Origin of the sequence: Paenibacillus sp. (genome assembly GCF_048976745.1) — a bacterium.
Lineage (GTDB): Bacteria > Bacillota > Bacilli > Paenibacillales > Paenibacillaceae > Paenibacillus.
Map to the genome: position 1 here is coordinate 179207 of NZ_JBHGUU010000011.1, position 24002 is coordinate 203208.

Below are 24002 nucleotides of genomic sequence, written 5' to 3' on the forward strand. Positions count from 1 at the left end.
AACCTTTTGGATCAATCAGGAATTCATGGCACAACGTAACCTGTCCTGTTATGATAGACTTTGTCTTCATGATTATGCTTTATCGTGATCCTCAATTTATGTATACATCTAGAAGGAGTTCTTTATGAAAAAATTACTTTGGATCGGGTGTCTCTCCTATTTCCTGATTGGACTTGCCCACGTTGTGCTCGGTTCCATTCTGCCCGTTGCACTCGAACATTACGGCAAAGATTATAGCCAGGGCGGGACATTGATCTTTGCTCAATTCGCCGGATTCCTGGGCGGTGTATTGTTATCTCCATGGCTGAACCGACGCTTCGGTAAAAGGGGAGGCCTGTTAATCGCCACAGCTTTGCTCTGTATTGCAGAATTATCCTACATGCTGTTGCCGCCATGGGGCTGGATGTTTGTCATCGCACCCGCTGCCGGCTTCGGATTCGGAATGGTTGAAGCGGTCATTGGTACCATTATCATCGCTGCAATTAAAGACAATACAGCCGTTGCCATGAGCCGACTGGAAGTATTATTCGGGATCGGGGCGATGGTCATGCCGCTCATGGCCAGCGGTCTGATTGCTGCCGGATACTGGCGTCTGTCCTTTCTCGTTGTTGCAATCTGCGCAGCGCTGACCTTTGTTTTCTGGGCGAAAGGATCATTCGGTGAGCTGGATCAGATGTTGGATCGACGGAAGCCAGTGGATGCTTCGAGACACACTCACACTGGTGGTGCATCAGGCGAACTGCATTCCGCAGCCACCCGTACATCCGGTCCAACCTATCGTGGGCGTAGTCTGGCTCTTATGGTTCTATTCGTCCTGTTCTTCTTCCTTTATGTTGGCACCGAGATGAGTCTTGCGAACTTCATGCCAGCGATCCTGATTGAGAAAATGAACATGAAGGAAGCCGGCGCAGCGCTTAGTGTCACCTGTTTCTGGATTGCCATGTCCGTAGGACGACTCTTCGCCGGGTATGTCGCAGAGAAATTCCAATACCGCGTCTATGTCCTGTATAGTTGTCTCGCGTCTGTCTTGTTGTTAATGGTATTCCCATTTACAAACCAAATCTGGTCTGCATTTCTCATCATCTTACTACTTGGACTTGCGATGTCAGGCATCTTCTCCATTGCCCTGGTCTTCGCCAGCAAACTGCTGCCGGGAACCGAAGAATCCACACCCAGCATTTTGATTGCCTCAGGTGGGGTTGGCGGTGCCATTCTGCCTTTGATCACGGGATGGAGTCTTGATCATCTGGAGGTTAATCAGTCTGCATGGATGCTTGCCATCTTTGCGGTTGGTCTACTTGTCATTAGCGTAATCACGTATCAATGGCAGAACAAACATGTCGTGGATTCAGCGACTTAACAGTTATGTGTCGATGCAGACCTGAGAATTAGAATCAGAAATAGTATACCTATTATAAAGAGTTGGAGATGTTCCACCGTCATGACTTGGCGGTGGACATTTTGTTGTAGCGTTACTATCTTCTAACGAACCTGGCACACGTTCTTCCCCTCCATTTCTGCGTGTTTGAATTCTAACGAATCCTAGAGACGTTATTGTAGATAATTAGCTTCAAATCAAAGTCTGGTAAAAATGCGATCTATTCACTTGCATAAGATTACCCAGGAAATACTTTCTCAAATGTAAGACATATTGTACATCTTGGAAACCGAGCATCCCTTATTCATTTTAATGACACAACAGTCCCCTTATCCTTGATGAATTTACGCATATATCCACAATTCCTACTTGACAACTAGGTTTTGTAATTCTAATATACTCCTTAATATACATGAGTACTATTCGCCGGTTACATTCACTTATCATAAGGGGGATTATTACGATGAGTTTTCAAAAGCGCATTGACCACGTTGGCATTGCCGTTCGTGACTTGGAGACCACGCTGCGTTTCTACACAGAGGTTGTTGGATTGGAACTAAAAGACCGGGTTACGCATACGAACGGTGTCATTCAGCTCGCCTTTCTCGGCTTCAATGGAAGTAACGAGACTGAGATTGAGTTAATTCAAGGATACAGCGACAAGCTGCCTTCCGAAGGTACGGTGCACCATTTTGCCATTCACGTGGAGGATCTTGATTCGGAGTACAAACGCATCCAAGCCACCGAAGCGGAATTTATCGATGGAGAAATCATTACACTGCCTAACGGTTACCGCTATTTCTTCATTTATGGTCCGGAGAAAGAATGGATCGAATTCTTCCAGCGTTAAGCACACTCCAACCACACGCCATCCAGTTCTTGACTGGACATGCTCCACCCGCTGACCTATAATTACACCTAGTAATGCCCGTAACTTCATAGTTTCCCAGGGGAGTCGGAATTGGCCGGCTGAGAGTGTATCCCACCAAGATACTAACCCTTAGACCTGATCTGGATCATGCCAGCGTAGGAATCGGAGTATATCGAAATGGCACAGCCCTATGGCTGAACGCCACCTCTCTAACGCCTGCACGCGTCCCGGATTACGGGACGCTTTTTTTGTTTTTTTTATCGAAACAAAAATAACGTCATCCAGATCTCAACTGGTATAAATCTGTCGATTTATGCAAGATGATTGGATATGAAGCCAAGGAGTACCCCGTGCCACTCGGCCGGACATACCAAAGGAGAGAATCACAGATGAAATGGCGTAAAACAATGGGACTGTTGCTCTTATGCGTGCTTATGGTGACTGTAGCCGCATGTGGCGGTAAAGAAGCTGCCCCCGCAGAGCAGAATGGCAACACAAATACAGAAAGCAGTAACGAAGGTGGCACTGCCGCCCTGAAAGATATTAAAGTGGTGCTCGACTGGACACCAAATACAAATCATACCGGCTTGTATGCAGCCGTGGATCAAGGTTTTTACAAGGCCGAAGGCTTGAACGTGGAGATTGTACAACCAGGTGCCGGTGGCGCAGATACGATGGTTGCATCGAATGAAGTGCCTTTTGGCGTAAGTTATCAGGAGAGTGTAACGCAAGCCCGCACACAGGGTGTTCCTCTCGTCTCCATTGCAGCAGTGATTCAGCATAATACATCGGGGTTCGCTGCTCCGGCGGATCGGAATATCAAGTCACCAAAAGATTTTGAAGGCAAAACCTATGGCGGCTGGGGTTCCCCTGTGGAAGAAGCCGTGATGCAATCCATTATGGAGGGCGAAGGTGCGGATGTATCCAAAGTAAAAAACATTAACATGGGTGACGCCGACTTTTTCACCGCAGTGAAACGGGACATTGATTTTGCGTGGATTTTCTACGCCTGGACGGGTATTGAAGCCGAACTGCGCGGGGAACCGATCGACATGTTATATGTGAAGGATTATTCCGATGCACTGGACTACTACACGCCTGTTCTCGTAACGAACGAGCAGACGATTCAGAACGATCCTGAGCTGGTCAAAGCATTCCTGAAAGCCACTTCCGAAGGGTATCAATATGCGATTGATCATCCTGAAGACGCCGCGAATATTCTGATCAAAGCTGTACCGGATCTGGACAAGGATTTGGTACTGGCAAGCCAGAAGTGGCTCAGTCCAAAGTACAAGGATGACGCCCCGCGCTGGGGAGAACAAAAACAGGAAGTATGGCAGAACTACACGGACTGGATGTTTAGCAAAAAACTGCTGGATGAACAGATCGATGTGAGCAAAGCATATACAAACGAGTTTTTACCCAAATAAAATTTCTCATATAAAACGAACTTAATATTTACACGAGGACGGAGAGGACAGAAATAACGTGAAAAAGCGAAGCGGTCGCCTAAAAGCTTTCTGAAAGAAAGCTACATCGGAAGCATACGCTATCACCGGATTTTCCCTTTAGAGAAAGGGAATCAAAAAAATCTGGGGATAACAGCGATTGGAAGGTTATTCTGTCATCGAAGTGGCAAGTGTAACAGTCATTAGTTCATTTTATATATTTTCGAAAGGAAAAGTGATCTCTCATGGCAAGCACACTACTTAGCATTCAAGTTATTCCCAAGACGCCAAATGGCGAGAACTCATATCCTTATGTAGATCGCGCCATTGAAGTGATTCAGCAATCTGGCCTGAAGTATCAGGTGAACCCGCTCGACACCACGATGGAGGGGGAACTGGAGGAACTCCTGGAGGTTGTCCGCAAAATGCACGAAGTACTTGTCGAGGCTGGCAGCCCAAGCATCATCTCCCAGATCAAAATCGCCCATAGCCCTACTGGCTTCAGCATGGATACCCTGACGGAGAAGTACCGCTAATGAATGCCTATTTCAAAAGTGTATGGCCGCCCTTCGTGGCGGTTATTCTCTTTATAGCGATATGGCAGGGAGCCGTATCCCTGTTCCACATCGAGAAATGGATGCTACCCGCACCGTCCGATATCGCCCGCGAAGCGGCATCCCAAGCTGAGCGACTGGGCATGCATGCCTCCGCAACCATTCAGTTAACGCTGATCGGATTCGCGGCTGGCACAGCGGTCGGATTGCTGATTGCAATGGTGCTGCATTTGGTCCCTTTCCTCAAGTCAGCCCTGTATCCTTTACTTATTCTCAGTCAAAATATCCCAACCATCGCGCTCGCGCCGCTCCTGTTAATCTGGTTCGGATTCGGGCTGTTGCCCAAGCTGATTACCATCATCCTCGTCTGTTTCTTCCCCGTTGCAGTGGCGGCCATGGACGGCTTGACCCGTACAGATGCAGCGATGATGAACTATATGCGCATGGCTGGTGCGAAACGTCACCATATCTTCTGGAAGCTGGAGATACCACATGCTCTGCCATCCGTGTTCTCCGGTGTCAAAATCGCCGCTACCTATAGCGTGATGGGTGCCATCATCGCCGAATGGATTGGTGCAGACAAGGGCATTGGTTATTATATGATGCTGCAAAAGTCAGCATATCGCACAGATCGCTTATTCGTGGCAATCATGATTATTGTCGCGCTCAGCTTGCTGCTCTTCCTGTTCATTGCCCTGCTGGAGAAGCTGCTCGTACGCTGGCGGCCACAGAAGCGATAATAAAGAAGTAATCTGTATATATAGGAAGTGATGACCATATGAATCGGCAACAGGACGAACACGTCCAGCCTGAACGGGGAGCATGCACATTGGAGCCAAAGCACGGTGAGAAGCTTCACTCGGCTACCCCTGATCAACCTGCCCATACCACTCCTGCTCCGGTTCCACCTGCACTGGACGTTGTTGATGTTCATGTATCATTCCGTGAACGGCGGAGCAGGTTACCCGTGCTGAACGGCCTATCCCTGAGCGTGAAGCAAGGCGAGTTTGTCGCTATCGTTGGGCCGTCCGGCTGTGGCAAAAGCACCCTGTTCCATATCATTGGCGGTCTGCTGAAGCCACAGGAAGGGCAAGTACTCATGAACGGTTATGATGTGACCGGCCAACGTGGCAAGATCAGTTATATGCCACAACAGCCTGCTCTTTTCCCGTGGCGCACCATCGAAGATAATGTATTGCTTGCTGGAGAAGTAGCTGCAAGCGCTCCCCCTCGGGCCGAAGCACTTGCGGAGGCTCGAAAGTGGTTAAGCAGCGTGGGACTTGCCGGGTTCGAGCAGGCATATCCTCATATGCTGTCGGGCGGAATGCAGCAGCGTGCTGCGTTTTTGCGTGCCCTGCTCAGTCCGCAGGAACTCATGCTGCTGGACGAACCCTTCAGCGCGCTGGATGCACTGACACGTAGCGACATGCAGCGCTGGCTGCTCGATATCTGGGAACAGAACCGCCGCTCCGTGCTGTTCATCACCCATAATATCGAAGAAGCATTGCTGCTTGCGGATCGAGTCTATGTGTTATCCAACCGGCCTGCAATGGTGTTGCACGAGGTGTACGTTCCTTTTGATCGCCCCAGACGAGAAGAAATTACGGAAGAATCCGCATTTCTGGAGCGTAAACGGCAGATTGCACAGTGGATGAGAGAAGAACAGCAAAAAGCCCGCCTATCTTGATAGCGCGGGTTTTAAAGTTATTATTTTCCTTTATTGGGTGATCCACCACAAGAAATTCTGCGTAACATAGTTAAAATATATAGGAACACAAGGAGGAATTCCCTCGTGCATTCTCAAGCTTTTGCACCATTGATTGATGCTCATATTCACTTGGATCAGTATACTCCTGACGAAAAACGCGAGATGTTGTTATCTTTCCCGTCTCAGCAGGTCGAAGCAGTCATAGCCGTGTCCATGAATCTTGCTTCTGCCCAGGCCAATCTGGAGCTTGCAAAGCAATATCCACGCACCATTTATCCGGCCTTCGGTTTCCATCCGGAACAGGAACTGCCTTCCAATGCAGAAATGGACCTGTTCTTCCAATGGATCGAAAAGCATATGGGACTGGCTACGGCCATCGGAGAAGTCGGTCTTCCCTATTACAATCGCCAGGAAGCTGAACAGGCAGGGCAGCACTTCGATCTAAGCGGGTACATCGAGCTACTTGAACGTTTCATCCAACTTGCCAAAAAGCATAACAAACCGCTTGTCCTTCATGCGGTATACGATGATGCGGATATCGTCTGTGATCTTCTGGAGCAATATCATTTCCGACGTGCTCACTTCCACTGGTTCAAAGGATCTCACCAAACCGTAAGGCGCATGGCGGACAACGGTTATTTCATCTCTTTCACGCCGGATATTCGGTATGAAGAAGAGATTCGTGAACTCGCCCGGCAATATCCGGTAGAACAAGTTATGGCCGAGACCGACGGGCCTTGGCCCTTCGAAGGGCCGTTTCAGGGAAGAATGACACACCCTGCGATGACCAGACAAGTCATTCAGGCATGGAGTGAGATCACCGGCATGGGAACCGAGCGGGCCACCCGTCTCTTTTATCAGAACACCAAGCGTTTCTACGGCTTAAATTGAGTACCATTAGCCCGCAGCAAGCACTCTCGCTTGCCCTGCTAACACAGCACATTACAAAAAAGCACAAAGAAGCCAGTCGGTTTCGCTCCGACTGGCTTCTAATTTACCATATATATATCAGTTGAACTGAATTTTTACACAGGAACGTAGAGGACAGAAATAACCTGAGGAAGCAGAGCGTTCGCCTAAAAGCTTTCTGAAAGAAAGCTACATCGGAAGCATACGCTATCGCTAGATTTTCACCTTCACAAAAATTGGATCAAAAAATCTGGGGATAACAGCGATCGGAAGGTTGTTCTGTCATCGGAGTGGCAAGTGTAACTACCTTCAGTTCAACTTAACGCTTCAAAAATCCTTTGCCTTCCAGGAACGGTCTCACCTGCAACCGTGCCGGCTCAGTCAGGCGCTTCGCCATCAGTTCGGACCATGGAGTCGTTCGCTCACCATTGGTCCGTTCTTTCATGTACGCCGTCGTTGTCACATCATACTGCTCAACACCTTTGATGCTCTGCTCGGCATTATAGCGATTATGATGCAGAACTGCATCCAGTGGCAGACGTGGCCGAATCCCCGTTTCCTGATCTGCAACACCAATACACATGCCGTACACTGGATATACGCCCTCCGGCAATCCCAACAGCTCAGCGACTTCTTCAATCCGGGTACGAAGCCCCCCAATATATACGATTCCGAAACCAAGCGACTCTGCTGCAAGAGCAGCATTCTGGGAGGCCAGTGCAGCATCAATGGTGGCTACCATGAAATTCTCGGTCGAATCGGCATACGATTCCTTCTCAGGAAGATGACGTTTCGCAGCATCACTCAGTCGATACAGATCAGCACACCATACGAGAAACACGGGACATTCATTAACGTAGGCCTGATTGCCTGCCAATTCAGCCAGCTTGGCTTTCTGCTCTATGTCCGTCACGGCAATTACGGTATATGCTTGTACACTGCTAGAAGAGGAGGCCATCTGCCCAGCCGCTACGATGGCTGCAAGCTGCTCTTCACTTACCGGGTCTGGCTTGAATTTGCGTACAGAGCGGTGTTTCATCATCAACTCAATGGTTTCATTCATGGCGGTTCACTCCCAATCCTCGAAGTACGAACTCAATTGTCTGCTCAGCGAGTTCGTCTGTATTCATATGCTGATAATCAAAGCCAAATCGTGAATTCTTGGCCCGTTTGTGCGCCAAAGCCACACCCATAACCTGAAGCATCGCATAAGACACGGACTCGATCTGGAACAATCCCTGATCCTTACCCTCTTGCAGCAGTTCCCTGACTCGGGTCCAGACGGGGTCCAAAAAACGAAATACGGTAGCTGTGCGATGTGTACGCAGTGTAATCTCCAGCTGCACAATATCGCTCATCTCCCGGTCCGTCATCGTGAACTTCACAACTTCACCAATAATCCGTCGGATACCTTCCACAGGCGAGGACATGGACTCTTCAGCCAGCGCGTTCATCATATGCCCCGGGAAGAAATGCTCAAATAATGCTTCGAACACCTTTTCTTTGCCGCCAAAATGATAAGACACCAGCGATACATTGGCACCTGCCTCATCACATATTTGACGAACACTCGTCCCGTCATACCCCTGCTGTGCAAAAAGCTTCTTGGCTGCAAGCAATATCCTCGTTTTGATATCCAACTCCGATTCCGTCATTCCGTTCCGCTCCCTCTTGTCCGTTCATCTCATTCGCTCCAGCTCAAGGGCTGTAGTCATGTACTCTATCTGTCTATTATATTACACCAAGCACCCCGATGAAACTCATCGGGGTGCTTGTCCTAACTTGTCCTATCCTATGAAGCACTTACCATGCTTCTGCTATATTAGTTCGCGCGAGCCGGGCTTGGTGCCGCAGCTGGCATGCGTTGTTTTTTCAACAACGTCACAACCAGTGACAGAGCAACAGCAACCAACAGTACAATCACAATGGAGCCCGCAGCAGATTGAACTCCTGGGCCTCCCAACTGCACGCTCAGAATACCCTGAACGGCATACGTTGCAGGCAGGTACTGTCCGATGCCGCTATAGAAGCTGTTCAGCAATTCACGCGGTACCATTGCACCGGAAGATACCAGTTGCAGGGACAGTGAGATGATGTTGAACAGACTTCCTGCGGGTCCAAAGCAGATCAGGAAGAACTGGGAGAAGAACATGAACGTGCACAGGAAGAGTGCCTGGAACAACCAGAATGCAACGAATCCTTGTGCAATCTGTCCTCCCAGTGCAACGATCAGCGATGATCCCAGTAAGGAAACGACCAATGCAGAACCCACGTTAATGACTACTCTCGCGCCAAACAAAGTCAACCGGGAATAGGTAGATGACAGCATACCCATCGCTGTTTGGAGATTCATCCCCATAATCATGGCACCTACATAGGAAGCCAGCACCATCATCATCGGCACCATCTGATTATTCATCCCGTTAACCGGGTTGATGGACGTTGTCGTTCCTTCCACTCGGGTAGTCAGGTTTGTAGCGGCTTCAGCAGCCTGTTCGGCAGGAGCGCCTGAAGCGGTCAACACCGTCTGTACCCCTTGCGCTGTAGCTTGTTTGTTAATCGTGTTTGTCACACTTTGTGACACACCTTGCATCATGCTTTTGATCGTAACCGGGTTCGCTTCATTAATGGTGTATTTAATCTCGGCGGTTGAGCCGGCCGTCTGAAGCAATTCGTTGAACCCAGCCGGGATATCCAGCACCATGTGTACTTTGTGATGATTCAGCTGGTCCAATGCTTCAGCCGCACTCAGATTGGATACGGTGTGAAAAGGCAGTGTTCCTGCGAGCGAGTCTGCGATACCTTTGGACATTTCGCCGTCCTCGTTCACAATCGCAACCGTCAATTCTTTTGTACGGTCATTTACTCCAGAATATGCGGTCATCCAGATCACGCTAAAGATCACTTGGAACATAAGTGCTGTTACGATCCCTACAATCACTGGCGGTTTTTTAAACAATGTACGTAAAGCCTGTAACATAAAAGATGTCCTCCATTACTCAAATAGTTCTAATTTGATTTAAACAGTTGTTTGAATCAAACGATCGTTTAAATTTTATGTGAATATGTCCATATTGTCAACTCATTTTTTGAAAAATTCAGAAAATATAAGCTTTATTCATGAATGCAATTGATCCGTTTTCACAAAAGAGCATTATGCTATCATCTCTCTGTAGAAAAGAACATCTATACCCACGATTCAGGCCGCACTTCTCTGGCGACTCAACTGTATTTTTTTCAACAAAAAACACGGCCCGCTGCAGCGAACCGCGCATTTAAATCCTCATTATTACAATGAGACGTCGAATATATCTTCAATCAAAGGTCGATCAATCACTTCGTTTCAGCTTCATGCGTTGCAGACGCAGCGAATTCAGGACAACCGACACGGAGCTGAACGCCATCGCCGCCCCTGCCAGCCATGGAGCCAAGAAGCCAACTGCCGCAATGGGAATACCAATAACGTTGTATCCGAGTGCCCAGAACAGGTTTTGCTTGATGTTACCCATCGTGCGCCGGCTCATCTCAATCGCATCTGCAATGCTGTTCAGATCACCACGCATCAAGGTAATATCCGCCGCTTCCATCGCTACATCCGTTCCTGTTCCGATGGCCATCCCAATATCAGCAGTAGCGAGTGCCGGAGCATCATTAATGCCGTCACCCACCATTGCAACTTTCAGCCCACTCTCCTGAAGTTTCTTCACTTCCGCGGCTTTGCCTTCCGGCAGCACCTCAGCCAGCACTTTACCGATCCCTGCCTGTTCTGCTACAGCACGAGCAGTCCGCTCATTGTCTCCCGTAATCATGATGACATCAATCCCCATCGCCTGAAGACGACCAATGGCTTCACGAGAGGTATCCTTGATGGTGTCAGCCACAGCCACAATCCCTGCCCACTGACCATCCACCGCTACCAGCATCGCTGTTCGACCCTGCTCCTCCAGTCGGTTCATCTGCTGAACGGTTTCCTCTGAGACATTCACCTGTTCATCCGCAAGCAACCGCCGTGTGCCGACCAGAATTTCCTGCCCTTTTAATGAAGCTCGCACACCGTATCCCGGTATATTCTCAAACTTCTCTGTTGGGGTCAGCTCCAGACCCTTGGCACGGATACCTGCAACAATCGCCTCTGCCAGCGGATGCTCGGAACTCTGTTCCGCAGCCCCCACGCGTTCTAGCAGATCGGATTCCGTCCAATTCGGAGCCGTGACCACATCGGTGAGTACCGGTTTACCTTGGGTTACTGTACCTGTTTTGTCGAGCACTACGGTCTGAATCTGTTGTGCGGACTCCAGATGTTCGCCACCTTTGAACAGAATGCCATATTCAGCGGCACGTCCTGATCCAGCCATGACAGAAGTTGGCGTTGCCAGCCCCAGTGCACATGGACAGGCAATGACGAGCACGGCAATGGCTTTTTCAAGGGAACCTGCGAAGTCGCCCGGACTTGCAAACAGATACCAGATCAGGAATGTCAGTGCGGCAATACCCACGACAATGGGAACAAATATGCCTGATATGACATCTGCAATCCGCTGAATCGGCGCTTTGGAGCCCTGGGCTTGCTCAACCACTTTGATGATCTGGGACAAAGCCGTGTCCGATCCCACTCGGGTCGCACGCAGTCGTAATACCCCGTTTTTGTTCAGCGTAGCCCCTGTAACGGCATCTCCAGGTTTTTTATCCACAGGAAGGCTCTCTCCACTTAACATGGATTCATCTACTGAGGATTGCCCTTCTTCAACGATGCCATCCACAGGGATACTGTCCCCCGGCTTCACCAGGATCAGCTCGCCCACCGCAACATATGCGGCAGGAACCAACACTTCCTGTCCGTCACGAATGACACGTGCTTCACGTGGAGCCAGTTCAATCAGGCTTTTGATTGCCTGTGAAGAGCGGCCTTTCGCCACAGCTTCGAACCATTTTCCCAGTAAAATTAACGTAATTAGAATCGCACTTGTCTCATAATAAAGTTCCACTGTAGGCATGGCGGCTGTGCCCGTTCCCATTGCCCCATGATCCACCGACGCAAAAGGCAAGTACCCACTAGATAATGTCAGATACAAACTGTAGAAAAACGCTGCGCTGGTACCCAGTGCGACAAGAACGTCCATATTCGCGCTACCATTACGCAGTGCTTTGTACGCTCCTACATAGAACTGCCAGCCAATAACGAACTGTACCGGCGTTGCCAGCAGCAGCTGGAACCACGGGTTCATGAACAGCTCGGGTACATAGATTCCGGATGTGAACGAGAAATGCCCGACCATTGCCCATAGCAACGGAATCGATAACAAAGCCGATATCATCCATTTCCACTTTTTGCGTTGCAACTCACGTTCACGAACCGATGTGGTCTCTTCCTGCGTCAATTGCAGTTCCGCACCGTAACCCATCTGCTTGATCTTGGCGGTAATATCCGAAGGTTTCAATGTGCCTGCGGCATATTCGATATGCCCTGTCTCCAGTGCCAGATTCACATTCGCCTGAGATACCCCCGGTAGTCGGGAAAGACCTTTTTCAATCCGGGCAGAACAAGCAGCACATGTCATACCCGTGATGTTCAGATCAACCGATTCGGACACCGTACCATAGCCAAGCGCCTCTACTTTATCCCGCAACGCATTCACGTTGGTTGCCTTCGGATCATAAGAAACGGTTGCCTGTTCGATGGCAAGATTCACATTGGCCTGATGCACCCCTTCCATACGGGACAAGCCCTTCTCCACTCGCGTCGAACACGCAGCACAAGTCATTCCCGTGATGTGCAGTGTTGCCTTCAGTCCTGGTGCTTCTGCCATAGGTGGCATTGGTGTGGGTTCGGATAATCTATCCATTGGTTTATTCGTTGAGTTATCCATCATGTCAGCTCCTTTCATGTCAATTCAATTTTTGTATGTTGCATTTTACCATACCCCCAAGGGGTATATATCAGACAGAAAATTAGGCTTAAACCTGACTCTTGGAAAAAGGTACTCTGACCTCTTTTTCGCCCATGAGCATGTTCGGTTTAAGCCTGTGATCCCGTTAGACTACATCGTATCCCTGATCTTCAATCGCAGCTTTGATCTGATCCACGTTCACCGTCTGCTCATCATATTCCACCGCTACTGTTCCCGCTGCCAGATCAACCTTACCACTCGCACCGGTATTCTTCACAGCTTCTTCAACCGACTTCACACAGTGATTGCAAGACATTCCCGTAACGTTCAACGTAACATTAGACATTGTAAATTCCTCCTTGGGGTATATTAAAATGATAACTTGATTTGGTAAATAGATTCAGCTTACTTCATTAACTTCCGCATCGTAACCAGCAGTTCATCCACAACCTCATGTTCACCAGCCTGAATGCGCTCAACGATACAACTCTTCATATGGCCTTCAAGCAGAAGTTTGCCTACCGAATTAAGCGCAGACTGAGCCGCCGCAATCTGCGTCAGCACATCATCACAGTACGTATCCTTCTCGATCAATCCCTTGATCCCGCGAATCTGTCCTTCCACACGGTTCAAACGAGAAACCAGGTTACTCTTCATCTCCTGCGAATGGTGACTCTTGCGCACATGCTTCCCATCACTGCCCTCGGCATGACAGGTTACCGCTTCTTGATCTGTAGCCGAAACTTCCGTTGAATCTGACATGGAGGATTGCAAAGGCTCCTCGGGATGGCTCTGATGATCCATCATGAACACCCCTTTTCTTTCGTTCTTTTCTAAGAGTAACATACCCCATGGGGGTATTCAAGCGTATTCTGATATTTTATTAAAAATGGATGATTTGTCGTTTCGAATTGAATAGAGCATGAGATAGTTTAGCTGCCTCGAATGACATCTCTATCTGAAGAGTAATGATTTGACTACGGACACTCATTTTTTGATTAAACTCATCATTAATATCTGAAGCAGTCTGAAACTGTTCCACCCATTTCAACCACTCTGGGACTTCCCACATACTTCGAGCTGCAAAGGCGACACAGTAGCCGTACCTTGCAAGTCTTTCATCGCCCATCCACCCCGCTATCCGAGGTCCATGCATGTAGCGATCGAACATTTCCTCTTTAGCTGTAAATATGTCCTCTGCTGCAATATGACCCATACTTGCGTTAACCCCAAATAACTTTCCTAATTCTTCACCAACACCAGAAATACTCATGAATTGCCAATCAATAAGAGTAAGTACGCTATCGTCCAGACGTTCTGTTGGCATAAATATATTGCCTTGCGCCAAATCCTGATGTGACAATACTCGTGGCAATTGGTCCAGTGTATTTATAACCTTGTCCATCTGCTCGCTATATTGGTTGAACCACTGCCAGATTGAATGGGCTTGCTTTTGGATTGCAGGAGCATACTGACGACAACCCCTAACCCATGATTTGAGCCAACTCGGGCAGATCCATTCTTGTTGAGGTAATGGGGCTCCCGTCAGATAGGCTCCGTGAAACTCACCAAGGCGTTCCGCAATCCATACCCAATCATCCAGAGGCCAGACATGCTCACTCATCGAACGACCAGACACATCTTCCATCCATAATCCAATGGTGTGGTCCAATCTGTGCTGTACAGAGAAACAACGCGGAGCTATGATACGTCCCGGCAAATGATCAAGTATTCCTGATGAGAATATCTTAGCTTCTCTTTTCCAATAGTTATGGTATGTAACATCTTCCTTCTCTGCTGAGTCCGGTTTAATACATTTCAAGATAATTGACCATGACAGTAATGCTCCAGCTGCGGTAGCTGTTCCACGGATTCGATAAATACCTGATGTGGTGAAATTAAGACGTCCCGGATTGATGGGTTCAACTTCCCAAGATTGTATTACTGCGTGAGGCTCTTCCAACAGTTTCTGCACACTGTGAACAAGATATTCCACATCCTCAGAAGATTGCAGAATACTATCCTCGCTAAGTTGTTCTTTTTCATTAATACTTCCCATATCCTTTGTTCCCTCCCCTCCATACCACCGTTCCTTTCGCTCCACTGGTCCCGACTTACAAGGTATACTCCATCCTGCTGCTGCGGACGACCAGACCCATCTGTTCATAGAAAGCCTGTGCGCCAGAGTTAAACGTCGACACGGATAATTCCACACTGTCTGCCTGAAGTTCTCTCCCTAGCTCGATGAATGCTTTTAGTAACTGTTTGCCTGTTCCTTGGCCCCGATGCTTGGTATCCACTACAAGTTCATGGATGTACAGCATCTTGCGATCCACCATCAACGAGTTATCTTGAATAACACTTAACTGGGCACTTCCGTAACCCAGAATCAAGCCCATTTCTGAAGACTCGGCAACATACAGGTAACGCTTGTCCGTTTCCAGCAGTTCGGTGAACTCCTTTTCCTCCATTCTCGTCTCTAACGCTCTGTATAGATCGGGCCGCCCCTCGACATGCATCTGGTGTAGTTCATCCATCAATAATGACACGCCAGAGTAGTCCCTCATTTCTGCCTTTCTGATGTTAATCGTACCTGCACTCATCCTCATCACTCTTTCATCTACTGAATTTTACATTATTATACAACCAAAAAGCAGATACCATAAGGGTACCTGCTTCGCTAAATTTATTTTCATTCCAGAAAGCGAATGTGATGCTCATGTTGTTTATTTTTTCGAAGAAGCATTTCCTTCATTAAAAGCAACAGGTGATGGCTTCGCGGCCCATTCATCCGCCTGCGGCTCAATGTCCACTCCGCTTAGAATCTTCTTTTTCTCCATCAAGGAATCCCCGTCTTCATCCAGCTTGTTGCGAATTTCCGCCTCGTCCTGAGGTTGATTGTTCTGTGTCATCGTAGAGTCCTCCCTTTTTTCGTATTCATGGTTGATGTTCCTGTATATAACGTGCCCACTTTCTGCATTATCATTCTCTTCGAGGAACAAGCGTCAGAGCTAACGAATCGTACACACCTTATACGGGCAAATATAGGCTGAATGAAAATGTAATGAATCTCAGACACGTTATATCAATGTAACTTATCGAAATGGGTGGAAAAAAGGAGCCTTTTCAGGCATTAGCGTGCCTACGATTCGTTAGAATTTCACATTTGCGATTTCCGCACCAATAAGACGTGCTGAGTTCGTTAAGTGGATGCATCCCTCCCTTTCCAGAGCAAGCCCACAATCCCCGAAAACACGTATCGTCGATACAATTTCCCAACTCTTTTAGGCGCAAAAAAAGGGCATCCCCCGGTCAAATTCATGACCTTACAGGATGCCCTTTTTCCTTATAGTCCAACTCAGGTGGACGCTTAACCGATTTCGATTTATTTCTGGTTCCGTATTACGCCTGATCCTTACGAGCAAGCGCGACTAGCGCATGCAGCGCTGCATTAATCTCGCGCTCCACCGCTTGTCCAACCGCATCCGTATGCGGATCATACTCCGCAGCCAGGTCGCTGTCCGCGAACCCGTCGATCGCAACAATCGCTCCGGCGCGAGCGCCACGCAAGGTACTAACAATATAGAGCGCAGCAATTTCCATCTCAGCTGCAAGTGCTCCAGCCTGCTTGTACTTGCGGTGTGGGATCTCTTCCACGCCTGCAAAGAACGCATCCAGCGTTACGGTGATACCCACACCCACTTTGCCTGCAAATGTTGCATCATCCACGCTACCATGCTCACGAGCAGCTTCGATCAATGCTTGCGTCACCCCAATGTCCGCTACCGCGGGGAAACCATCCGGCACCAGTTGGCGAGTCAACCCGTCCGTACGAACGGCTGCTGTACTCACAATTACACTGCCTGCCGGATAATCGGCTGTATACGATCCCGCTGTACCTACACGAATCAGAGTGGTTACACCCGCGCGAATCAATTCCTCGAAGCACACTGCTGCTCCAGGTGAACCTACACCATGGCTGACCACAGCGATTTGTACCCCTTCGTACAAACCAACAAATGTGCGATACTCCCGACTGAACGCCAGTTCTCTCGCCTGCTCCAGCTTGCGGGAAATCTTCTCCGCACGTGCCGGATCACCACAGACAATGGCATATGCCGGCATGTCTTCCGAATGAATCTGCAAAATAGGCATCAACATATCAATCAAACTCCTTCTTCGTCCACTCATCCTCCGGAATCGGCAGATCTTCACCCGAGAAGCGCTGCTCCTTGAACGGATCGGCAAAATGGTGGAACCCATTCACTTCCCAGAAGCCGTTACGGTCTTCGGTCATAAACTCCAGCCCACGCACCCACTTTGCACTCTTCCAGAAGTAGAGTTGTGGCACAACCATACGCAGCGGAAAACCATGCTTGGGCGTTAGCGGCTCACCATTATATTTGAATGCAAGCAATACATCATCATGCATCAGTTCTTCGAGCGGTACATTTGTCTCATAATCATGATCCGCATGGATCATGACGTATTTCGCTTCCGGCTTGACCCCCAGAAGCTTTACAAAATCGGAGAAGCGTATGCCTTCCCATGGCGTATCGAATTTCGACCAACGGGTAACACAGTGAATATCACTCACCGTGTTCACCTGTGGCATCGCCTGCAACTCGGCCAAGGAGAACACTTTCTCCTCTTCCACTTCGCCGAATACTTTCAGGTCCCATTTGGACAGGTCATATTCCGGTACTTCCCCTTCATGCAGAATCGGGAATTTCTCCGTCAGCATCTGTCCCGGCGGCAAGCGATCTCCATGATCATTGCCTGCTTTGGGTGCCGGGGCTTTTCCTTTTTTCAAACGTTCAGCCTTGTTATGCAAGTGGAATTCCTCCTTCTTTTGCTGCCTCTACATCGGCATTCAGGAATTAACGCGAGCTTCCGCCCGCTTTCAGTGCATCCTGTGCATAGGTACGGTCTTTGAAAAAGAACATGGCGACCAGCGTCACAATATACGGCAGCATCAATGTGAAATGGGTTGGCAAGGAGAAGCCTTGCAGACGAATACTCAAGGCTTCCATGAAGCCGAACAGCACACTGGAGCCCATGACACCCAGCGGATTCGCTTGTCCCAGCATCGTTGCTACCAACGCGATAAAACCACGACCAGCAGTCATGCCTTCGGTAAACATCGTTACCTGACCGAGCGACAACTGTGCGCCAGCCAGAGCACACAACACACCGCACATCAGAACAGCGCCATACTGGATGCCGCGCACCTTGATCCCGATGCTCTGTGCTGCAATCGGGTTCTCCCCGACGGAGCGCAGGCGGAAGCCGGATACACTTTTGAACAGATAGAATTGTAGTCCAATCACGAGCACAATACCGAGGTAGACCAGGGGACTATGCCCTGATAATACATCGCCCAACCACGGAATGTCTTTGATCAGCGGAATATCCCACTTGGGAAGTCCAACCATGTCTTTGTCGTAGTATGCACCTTTTACATCAAAAATCGCACGCAGTGCAAAGGTCGTCACCCCCGCAGCCAGGAAGTTTAGCGAGATCCCGACCACGATGGCGTTAGCCTTGAGATTAATACTTATAAAGGCAAAGAGCGCCGAGAACAACATCACAATTATAATGGAAAAGAGTACAGCCAGCAGCACATTGCCAAACAGATAATTACCAACAATGGCGGAGAACGCACCGATCAAAACCAGTCCTTCAAGACCCACGTTGAACAGACCGACACGGGAACATAAAGCCCCACCGAGCGCTGCAAGCAGGATTGGAGTCATAATCCGCAAGGTTGAGCCAAACATGGCTGCATCAAACAGTTGTTGCATTGGACTTTTTCTCCTTTCTCCGCTTCAGGAATGAATAACCGATCTGAGCTGATACAAATAACGTCAATACCGCCTGGATGACACTGCCAACTTCCAGCGGCACATCCGTATTCCGTTCCATCCCCATGGCACCTGTCTGTAACGCAGCCAGCAAAATAGCTGCTACAGCTGTACCGAGTGGATGCGAGCGGGCAAGCAGCGTTGCCATAATGCCGCTCCAGGCGTAACTCGCCGATGACAATGAGCCATCAAGGAAACGGTACTGTGTACCGAGCACTTCCCCTGCACCTGCAAGTCCAGCAAGTCCGCCACTGATGACCATGGACAGCATCATCATGCGAATGCGGCGAACACCGCCATAGGTTGCAAAGGACGGGTTACTTCCGAGCATGCGGATCTCATAACCGGTCACCGTTTTATGTGTGAACCAGTAGATCAAAATAGCCGCTACGATGGCAATAATGAAGCCGGCATGAAGTCCCATGCCTTGGAACAACTTCGGCAACCAGATGCTCTGATCAATCATGGGTGTCTGGGCCATCGCTGCAGATCCAGTCCGATCCTTGAATGGATAGGAGACCATATATCCGCCAAAATAAATGGCAATATAGTTAAGTAGTAAGGTTGTGATCAACAAGTTCATGCCAAACCGAGCATCCAGCCATCCTGCAAACAGGGACCAGATTCCACCGGCAACAATACCAGCCACAATCGCAGCAATACACACAAACCAGCCTGGGCCTGGCAGATAAAGCGCCGTGAGCGCCGCACTGAGCCCGCCAAGAATCATCTGGCCTTCGGCTCCCATATTGAAAAATCCGGCACGGAATGCCAATGCTACGCCAAGTCCCGCCAAGATGATTGGTGTGGAACGAGCCAACGTATTGGTGAAGAAGTAGAAGTTGCCGAAGGCCCCTTTCCACATCTCCGCATACGTGTCCACCACATTACCCCCAACGAGCAGAATAGCCACAGCCCCTGCAATCAGACCGATGAATACGGCAAGCAGCGGCTGTACGAGTCCGCGAAGTGTTTCTTTTACCCGATTCATATCCGCTCTTTCCCTCCTGCCATTAACAAGCTGATCTGTTCCTCCGTCGCTTCCTCTGCTCTCAATTCTCCGGCGATTTCGCCTTCATACATGACAATAATGCGATCTGATAATTGCAAAATCTCGGACAACTCCGATGAAACTAGCAGAATACCCGCACCTTCACTACGTTTGCGCAGCAATTCGGCATGAATCGTCTCCATCGCTCCGATATCCACACCACGAGTCGGTTCGGCTGCAATCAGAAACGGTGTATCCTGTGCGAATTCACGGGCTGCAATCAGCTTCTGCAAATTTCCTCCGGACAAAAACTGTGCCTTCGTCTCTGCAGAACCCGTCTTGATACTGAATTGTTTGATCCAGCTCTCTACCATTGTTCTTGCTGCTTTTGCTTTGATAATGCCACGTGATTGCAAACGATGATGATGTCCCATCAGTCCATTCTCACGAACACTCGCGTCCTTGGCCGCTCCCCACATGTAACGATCTTCCGGGATATGAGCAAGTCCATGCTCACGAATGCGCCGTACAGGCCAGTTCGTTGTATCCTGCCCGGAGAGCAAGACACGACCACTATCCGCCTTACGGAGTCCTGCAATCACTTGAATCAATTCAGACTGGCCGTTACCTGAGATGCCGGCTATGCCAACAACCTCACCTTTTCGAACCTCCATATGGATCTCCTTGAGCGCCGAACGATCCTTGGCCCCGGACAGATTGACCCCTTCCACCTGAAGCACAGCTTCCGCTGGAACCGATGGCTGCTTGTCCATACGCACAAGTTCACGACCAACCATCAGACGGGATAATTCCTCCACATGTGTATCCTTGGCTTCCAGCGTACCTGTCACCTGACCATCCCGAAGCACGGTGATCCGATCGGCTACATCCATGACTTCTTGCAGCTTGTGCGTGATCAGTACAAAGGTTTTGCCAAGCTTCGCGAGTGATTTCATGTTCGCGAGCAGTTCTTTAACTTCCAGCGGTGTCAGTACCGCCGAAGGTTCATCCAATATAATGATGTCTGCGCCCTGATGCAGCACCTTGAGAATTTCAACACGCTGCTGCATGCCAAGCGGGCACTCGGACACTTTTTTCCACGGGTCTACCGGCATGCCATATTGTCTGCCAAGCTCGTTCACTTGGGCTGCTGCTTGTTTACGATCAAATACACCCGCCGCTGCCGGTTCCCGTCCGATCACGATGTTCTCCGCCACCGTAAAGGAAGGGAACAGCATGAAATGCTGATGCACCATACCGATGCCACTTGCCATCGCCTGGGACGGCGTAGCAAAGCTTACCTCGCGTCCACGAACTTTGATTGTGCCTGACGTAGGCTGTTCCATACCGTACAGCATACGCATTAAGGTTGTTTTACCTGCCCCGTTCTCACCTACAAGGGCATGAATCTCTCCCTCACGCAAATTAAAACGGATGTCACGGTTAGCGGTGAAGCCGCCGTATTTCTTCGTAATGTGCTCCATCTCCAACAGCATATCTCGCGTTCGCTCCTCTCGGTCATTTAATAGCAGCAAAACCGGCTGCCTGATCGGGCAGCCGGCTGATCATTTCCATCACTCACTCATTCATTGAAAAGAACAATCAAAACTATTGTTGCAATGGATCTTTGACTACAATTTTGCCGGATACGATATCATCTTTGATTGCTTTAACTTTGTCGATCACTTCTTGTCCAACAAAAGCATTCAGCGGAGATTCGCTATCACGTGTTACGTAAGTCAGGCCCACACCGTCTTCTTTCAAGCCGTAGTTCACTGCGCCTGCTTTGAAGTTGCCTTCTACAAAATCTTTCACAGTCTCATACGCAACCGTATCGGTTGATTTCAATTGAGACAATACGATATGTTCCGGGTCTTCAACCGTACGGTCCGTATCCTGACCTGAAGTGTAGAAGCCTTTTTCTTTTGCTGCTTCGAACACGCCAAGATCACCTACAGCGGATGCGCCAGCGATGAAGTCAGCGCCTTTGCCGAATTGTACCAATGCCAATTCTTTCGCTTTGGCCGGGTCATTGAAACCACCTACATAGTTCACGAGGAATTCCGCATCCGGATTCACAGATTCCAATCCCGCTTTGAAACCTTCTGTATATTTCTTGATCAATGGTACATCCATTGCTGCGATCATGCCGACTTTGTCTGTTTTGGTGGACAATCCAGCAGCTGCACCGAGCAGGTACGCCCCTTCATATTCACGGAAACCAACGCTACGAACGTTAGGCAGATCCACGGTTGTATCTACAATCGCAAAGGACTTGTCCGGATTTTCTGCAGCGACTTTCTTCAATGCATCTTCTGCCTGGAAAGTGGCTGTAATAATCAGATCATAATTCTCGGCAACCGCAGCACGCAGATTTTGTTCAAATGCTGCCGGATCTGTCGATTCAATCGTCTTGGTGTCTACTTTAAATTCTTCGCCTGCTTTTTTGAAGCCTTCATCCATCTGTACAAAGAAAGGGTTAACCCCTATTTTTTCGGGAAGTACGAGGGCCATCCGAAGAGATTTCTCCGAATCACTGCCTTGGGCGGATTGTTCGTCTTTGGAAGCCGAATTCCCACAAGCTGCCAACAAAATAGCCAACATGATGATCGATAAGACGAACGATAAACCTCTTTTCATTTTGAAAATACCCCTTTTCAACATTCTTTTTTCTTATCCTAGCGGATACTGTCGATCCTTGTCAATAAATCTTTGAGCGTATACACTCAAATAGAATATTATTGACAATTCGCTTTCTACCAAGCTTTGGAAACCGCTCTGTATCAAGCTTTTTTTCGTTGACATCCAGCGCGTCTCCGTGCTAAAGTCAATCCAATTATTTTATTCTGATAGGAATTGTCAGAATTATAACCCAAAGCTGATCATTTTCCAACCCATTTTAAGGAGGCTATTCATTTGAAAAAAATCACCCAGATCACGTTGGCGGCCCTACTCGCCGCTCCGGTAACACTCGGCAGCCTAAGCTTGCCCGCTTCTGCTTCTGCAGCATCTGCAACTCCGGCTAAACCAACCACCTCACAAAGTGTCAAAGGACCGTTAGCTCAGGCTCCAGTCGCTTATACGGAAAGTGCAGCGGATTTTGCTCAATTCTTGCAAGCGAAATACAACGTTCAATTGCCGCAACAGATTACCAAAGGTGATTTCATTCAAGCCATTGCAGCCATCACGGAAGCAACTCAAACAAGTGACAGTGAAGCCAAAGCTTCTGCCTTTACCGATCTGACTTCTGGTGATTCTTCCTATGATGCTGCCGTATCCTTATTCAATAATGGGGTTCTTACAGGTACGGAAGTACGTGCCAAGGATCAACTGAGCACTTATGCTGCCGTCTTCATCGCGGTGAAAGCAGCCGGATTCAAGGAACTCGCTTATACATATCCCACAGAGAAAACGGCCAAAGCACTTGCCAAAGTTGGCATTAACCCGACCCGTGTTCAGGGACAAGCCGCACAGGAACTGGCTGCAGCGATTGATACAGGCCTGATTCCCGAGAGCCTTTACCCTGCTCTCCTTAAGGGTGGCGTGGCAAGTAAAGATTTCGCAAATACTTTGCTTGGACGCGTACTGGTCAGTCAAGGGAAATACAAACATGAGATTGGGCGTTCTGGCGATGCGGACATCTACTCCAAACTGTATGCTGCATATCGTACAGCGGATCTCATCGAATCACCTGAGCTGAGAAAAATTGTGGATCAGGCCCTTCGAGATGATCTCGTCACAGGTTACAACCTGAAGGATAGCCGCTTTGATTCCAACTTTATCGATGAGCTGACACTTACCTACGGGCACGATAACATTCAACATGCTGTACAGTTGGTTGGTTTGTTGCGTAGCGAAGGTATTGACGCCGATGTACAATTCCAGCCGAAGACATCTGCCTTCATTTATTTGAAAGAATGGGGCGAGCCGAAGGAAACACCAGACTACAAAGTGACACAGATCGAGAACGGCAACTATATTGCTTCTGCGAAGGAATATGATATTCAGTTCGAGTTCAACAATGTGGCAGACAAAGTCCGCTTCAATGATATTGTTCTGAAATATGCCAAGAAGAACAGTGACAGTACATCGCCATTGATTCTCAGTTCCTGGTGGCAACCGCTTTATTACTCACCAACGGCATTGGCCAACTATCCGGTCATTTCCAATAATAAGATTGCGCTTGGCAATTACTACGCTCAGTCCTTCTCTCTGAAAGAAAATGCGAAAGCCATTCGGGAAGGTTTCCTGAAACTGGCTCCTGATGCGAACATCACGACATATGACTTCTGGGTCGACCAGCCTTTCTTCAATTATCTGAACGGTGGTTCCGAATAAAATAAATTCCATTTCCAACCGAATTAAAGCTCGTATTTTGCCATTATAAGTAA

Annotated in this window: 23 protein-coding genes and 1 riboswitch; of the genes, 8 read left to right on the forward strand and 15 right to left on the reverse strand. The window is 48.8% G+C overall.

Features of this window, described 5'->3' with window-relative positions; translation table 11 throughout:
* Nucleotides 1-124 precede the first annotated feature (124 nt).
* The 7 genes from ACE3K2_RS18625 to ACE3K2_RS18655 all read left to right on the forward strand — a co-directional run bounded on the left by ACE3K2_RS18625 (nt 125) and on the right by ACE3K2_RS18655 (nt 6850).
* Nucleotides 125-1360 carry an MFS transporter gene (locus tag ACE3K2_RS18625; RefSeq protein WP_421893403.1) on the forward strand — a complete coding sequence of 412 codons (1236 nt, stop codon included), beginning with the start codon at nt 125-127 and terminating at the stop codon, nt 1358-1360.
* 481 nt (nt 1361-1841) lie between these two features.
* Nucleotides 1842-2228 (forward strand): VOC family protein, encoded by a 387-nt coding sequence (locus tag ACE3K2_RS18630; protein WP_421893406.1) that lies wholly within the window; start codon nt 1842-1844, stop codon nt 2226-2228.
* Between the two features lie 88 nt (nt 2229-2316).
* Nucleotides 2317-2429: riboswitch (TPP riboswitch) on the forward strand.
* Between the two features lie 209 nt (nt 2430-2638).
* Nucleotides 2639-3679: an ABC transporter substrate-binding protein gene (locus tag ACE3K2_RS18635; RefSeq protein WP_421893409.1), complete on the forward strand. Its 1041-nt coding sequence runs from the start codon at nt 2639-2641 to the stop codon at nt 3677-3679.
* Nucleotides 3680-3942: 263 nt separating this feature from the next.
* Nucleotides 3943-4233 carry an MTH1187 family thiamine-binding protein gene (locus ACE3K2_RS18640; protein WP_105601532.1) on the forward strand — a complete coding sequence of 97 codons (291 nt, stop codon included), beginning with the start codon at nt 3943-3945 and terminating at the stop codon, nt 4231-4233.
* Nucleotides 4233-4991 (forward strand): ABC transporter permease, encoded by a 759-nt coding sequence (locus ACE3K2_RS18645; RefSeq protein ID WP_421893413.1) that lies wholly within the window; start codon nt 4233-4235, stop codon nt 4989-4991. The genes ACE3K2_RS18640 and ACE3K2_RS18645 overlap by 1 nt, the downstream gene beginning before the upstream one ends.
* Before the next feature lie 38 nt (nt 4992-5029).
* Nucleotides 5030-5938, forward strand: coding sequence for an ABC transporter ATP-binding protein (locus ACE3K2_RS18650; protein ID WP_421893416.1), 909 nt, complete (start codon nt 5030-5032; stop codon nt 5936-5938).
* 105 nt (nt 5939-6043) lie between these two features.
* A complete protein-coding gene (locus ACE3K2_RS18655; RefSeq protein WP_421893419.1) occupies nt 6044-6850 on the forward strand; it encodes a TatD family hydrolase in 807 nt (268 codons plus the stop codon).
* Nucleotides 6851-7187: 337 nt separating this feature from the next.
* On the opposite strand, the gene nfsA is transcribed toward ACE3K2_RS18655, so the two are convergent.
* The 15 genes from nfsA to ACE3K2_RS18730 form a co-directional block, all read right to left on the reverse strand.
* On the reverse strand, nt 7188-7931 hold the full coding sequence (gene nfsA, locus ACE3K2_RS18660) for an oxygen-insensitive NADPH nitroreductase (RefSeq protein WP_421893422.1): 744 nt from the start codon (nt 7929-7931) through the stop codon (nt 7188-7190).
* Complete coding sequence (locus ACE3K2_RS18665; protein ID WP_421893425.1) at nt 7924-8523, reverse strand: TetR family transcriptional regulator; 600 nt, start codon at nt 8521-8523, stop codon at nt 7924-7926. The genes nfsA and ACE3K2_RS18665 overlap by 8 nt, the downstream gene beginning before the upstream one ends.
* A gap of 167 nt (nt 8524-8690) precedes the next feature.
* The gene (locus tag ACE3K2_RS18670; RefSeq protein WP_421893428.1) at nt 8691-9848 is read right to left on the reverse strand and encodes a YhgE/Pip domain-containing protein; all 1158 of its coding nucleotides are present in this window, start codon (nt 9846-9848) and stop codon (nt 8691-8693) included.
* Nucleotides 9849-10197: 349 nt separating this feature from the next.
* A complete protein-coding gene (locus ACE3K2_RS18675; RefSeq protein ID WP_421893688.1) occupies nt 10198-12684 on the reverse strand; it encodes a heavy metal translocating P-type ATPase in 2487 nt (828 codons plus the stop codon).
* A gap of 217 nt (nt 12685-12901) precedes the next feature.
* Complete coding sequence (locus ACE3K2_RS18680; RefSeq protein WP_017691004.1) at nt 12902-13102, reverse strand: copper ion binding protein; 201 nt, start codon at nt 13100-13102, stop codon at nt 12902-12904.
* Between the two features lie 59 nt (nt 13103-13161).
* Complete coding sequence (locus ACE3K2_RS18685) at nt 13162-13518, reverse strand: metal-sensitive transcriptional regulator (protein WP_421893691.1); 357 nt, start codon at nt 13516-13518, stop codon at nt 13162-13164.
* Between the two features lie 121 nt (nt 13519-13639).
* On the reverse strand, nt 13640-14815 hold the full coding sequence (locus ACE3K2_RS18690) for a phosphotransferase (protein WP_421893431.1): 1176 nt from the start codon (nt 14813-14815) through the stop codon (nt 13640-13642).
* Nucleotides 14816-14870: 55 nt separating this feature from the next.
* The gene (locus ACE3K2_RS18695) at nt 14871-15359 is read right to left on the reverse strand and encodes a GNAT family N-acetyltransferase (RefSeq protein ID WP_421893434.1); all 489 of its coding nucleotides are present in this window, start codon (nt 15357-15359) and stop codon (nt 14871-14873) included.
* A 123-nt stretch (nt 15360-15482) separates the two neighbouring features.
* On the reverse strand, nt 15483-15668 hold the full coding sequence (locus ACE3K2_RS18700) for a hypothetical protein (protein WP_017691007.1): 186 nt from the start codon (nt 15666-15668) through the stop codon (nt 15483-15485).
* Between the two features lie 490 nt (nt 15669-16158).
* Nucleotides 16159-16917, reverse strand: coding sequence for a nucleoside phosphorylase (locus tag ACE3K2_RS18705; protein ID WP_421893438.1), 759 nt, complete (start codon nt 16915-16917; stop codon nt 16159-16161).
* A gap of 1 nt (nt 16918) precedes the next feature.
* On the reverse strand, nt 16919-17590 hold the full coding sequence (locus ACE3K2_RS18710) for a sulfite oxidase-like oxidoreductase (RefSeq protein ID WP_421893440.1): 672 nt from the start codon (nt 17588-17590) through the stop codon (nt 16919-16921).
* Between the two features lie 46 nt (nt 17591-17636).
* On the reverse strand, nt 17637-18560 hold the full coding sequence (locus ACE3K2_RS18715) for an ABC transporter permease (RefSeq protein ID WP_074093220.1): 924 nt from the start codon (nt 18558-18560) through the stop codon (nt 17637-17639).
* Complete coding sequence (locus tag ACE3K2_RS18720) at nt 18544-19611, reverse strand: ABC transporter permease (protein WP_421893443.1); 1068 nt, start codon at nt 19609-19611, stop codon at nt 18544-18546. The genes ACE3K2_RS18715 and ACE3K2_RS18720 overlap by 17 nt, the downstream gene beginning before the upstream one ends.
* Nucleotides 19608-21107 carry an ABC transporter ATP-binding protein gene (locus ACE3K2_RS18725; RefSeq protein WP_421893446.1) on the reverse strand — a complete coding sequence of 500 codons (1500 nt, stop codon included), beginning with the start codon at nt 21105-21107 and terminating at the stop codon, nt 19608-19610. Before ACE3K2_RS18725 ends, ACE3K2_RS18720 begins: the two co-directional genes overlap by 4 nt.
* Nucleotides 21108-21219: 112 nt before the next feature.
* The gene (locus ACE3K2_RS18730; RefSeq protein WP_017691014.1) at nt 21220-22251 is read right to left on the reverse strand and encodes a BMP family lipoprotein; all 1032 of its coding nucleotides are present in this window, start codon (nt 22249-22251) and stop codon (nt 21220-21222) included.
* Between the two features lie 276 nt (nt 22252-22527).
* On the opposite strand from ACE3K2_RS18730, the gene ACE3K2_RS18735 reads away from it, so the two are divergent.
* The gene (locus ACE3K2_RS18735; protein ID WP_421893449.1) at nt 22528-23949 is read left to right on the forward strand and encodes a hypothetical protein; all 1422 of its coding nucleotides are present in this window, start codon (nt 22528-22530) and stop codon (nt 23947-23949) included.
* Nucleotides 23950-24002: the final 53 nt, after the last annotated feature.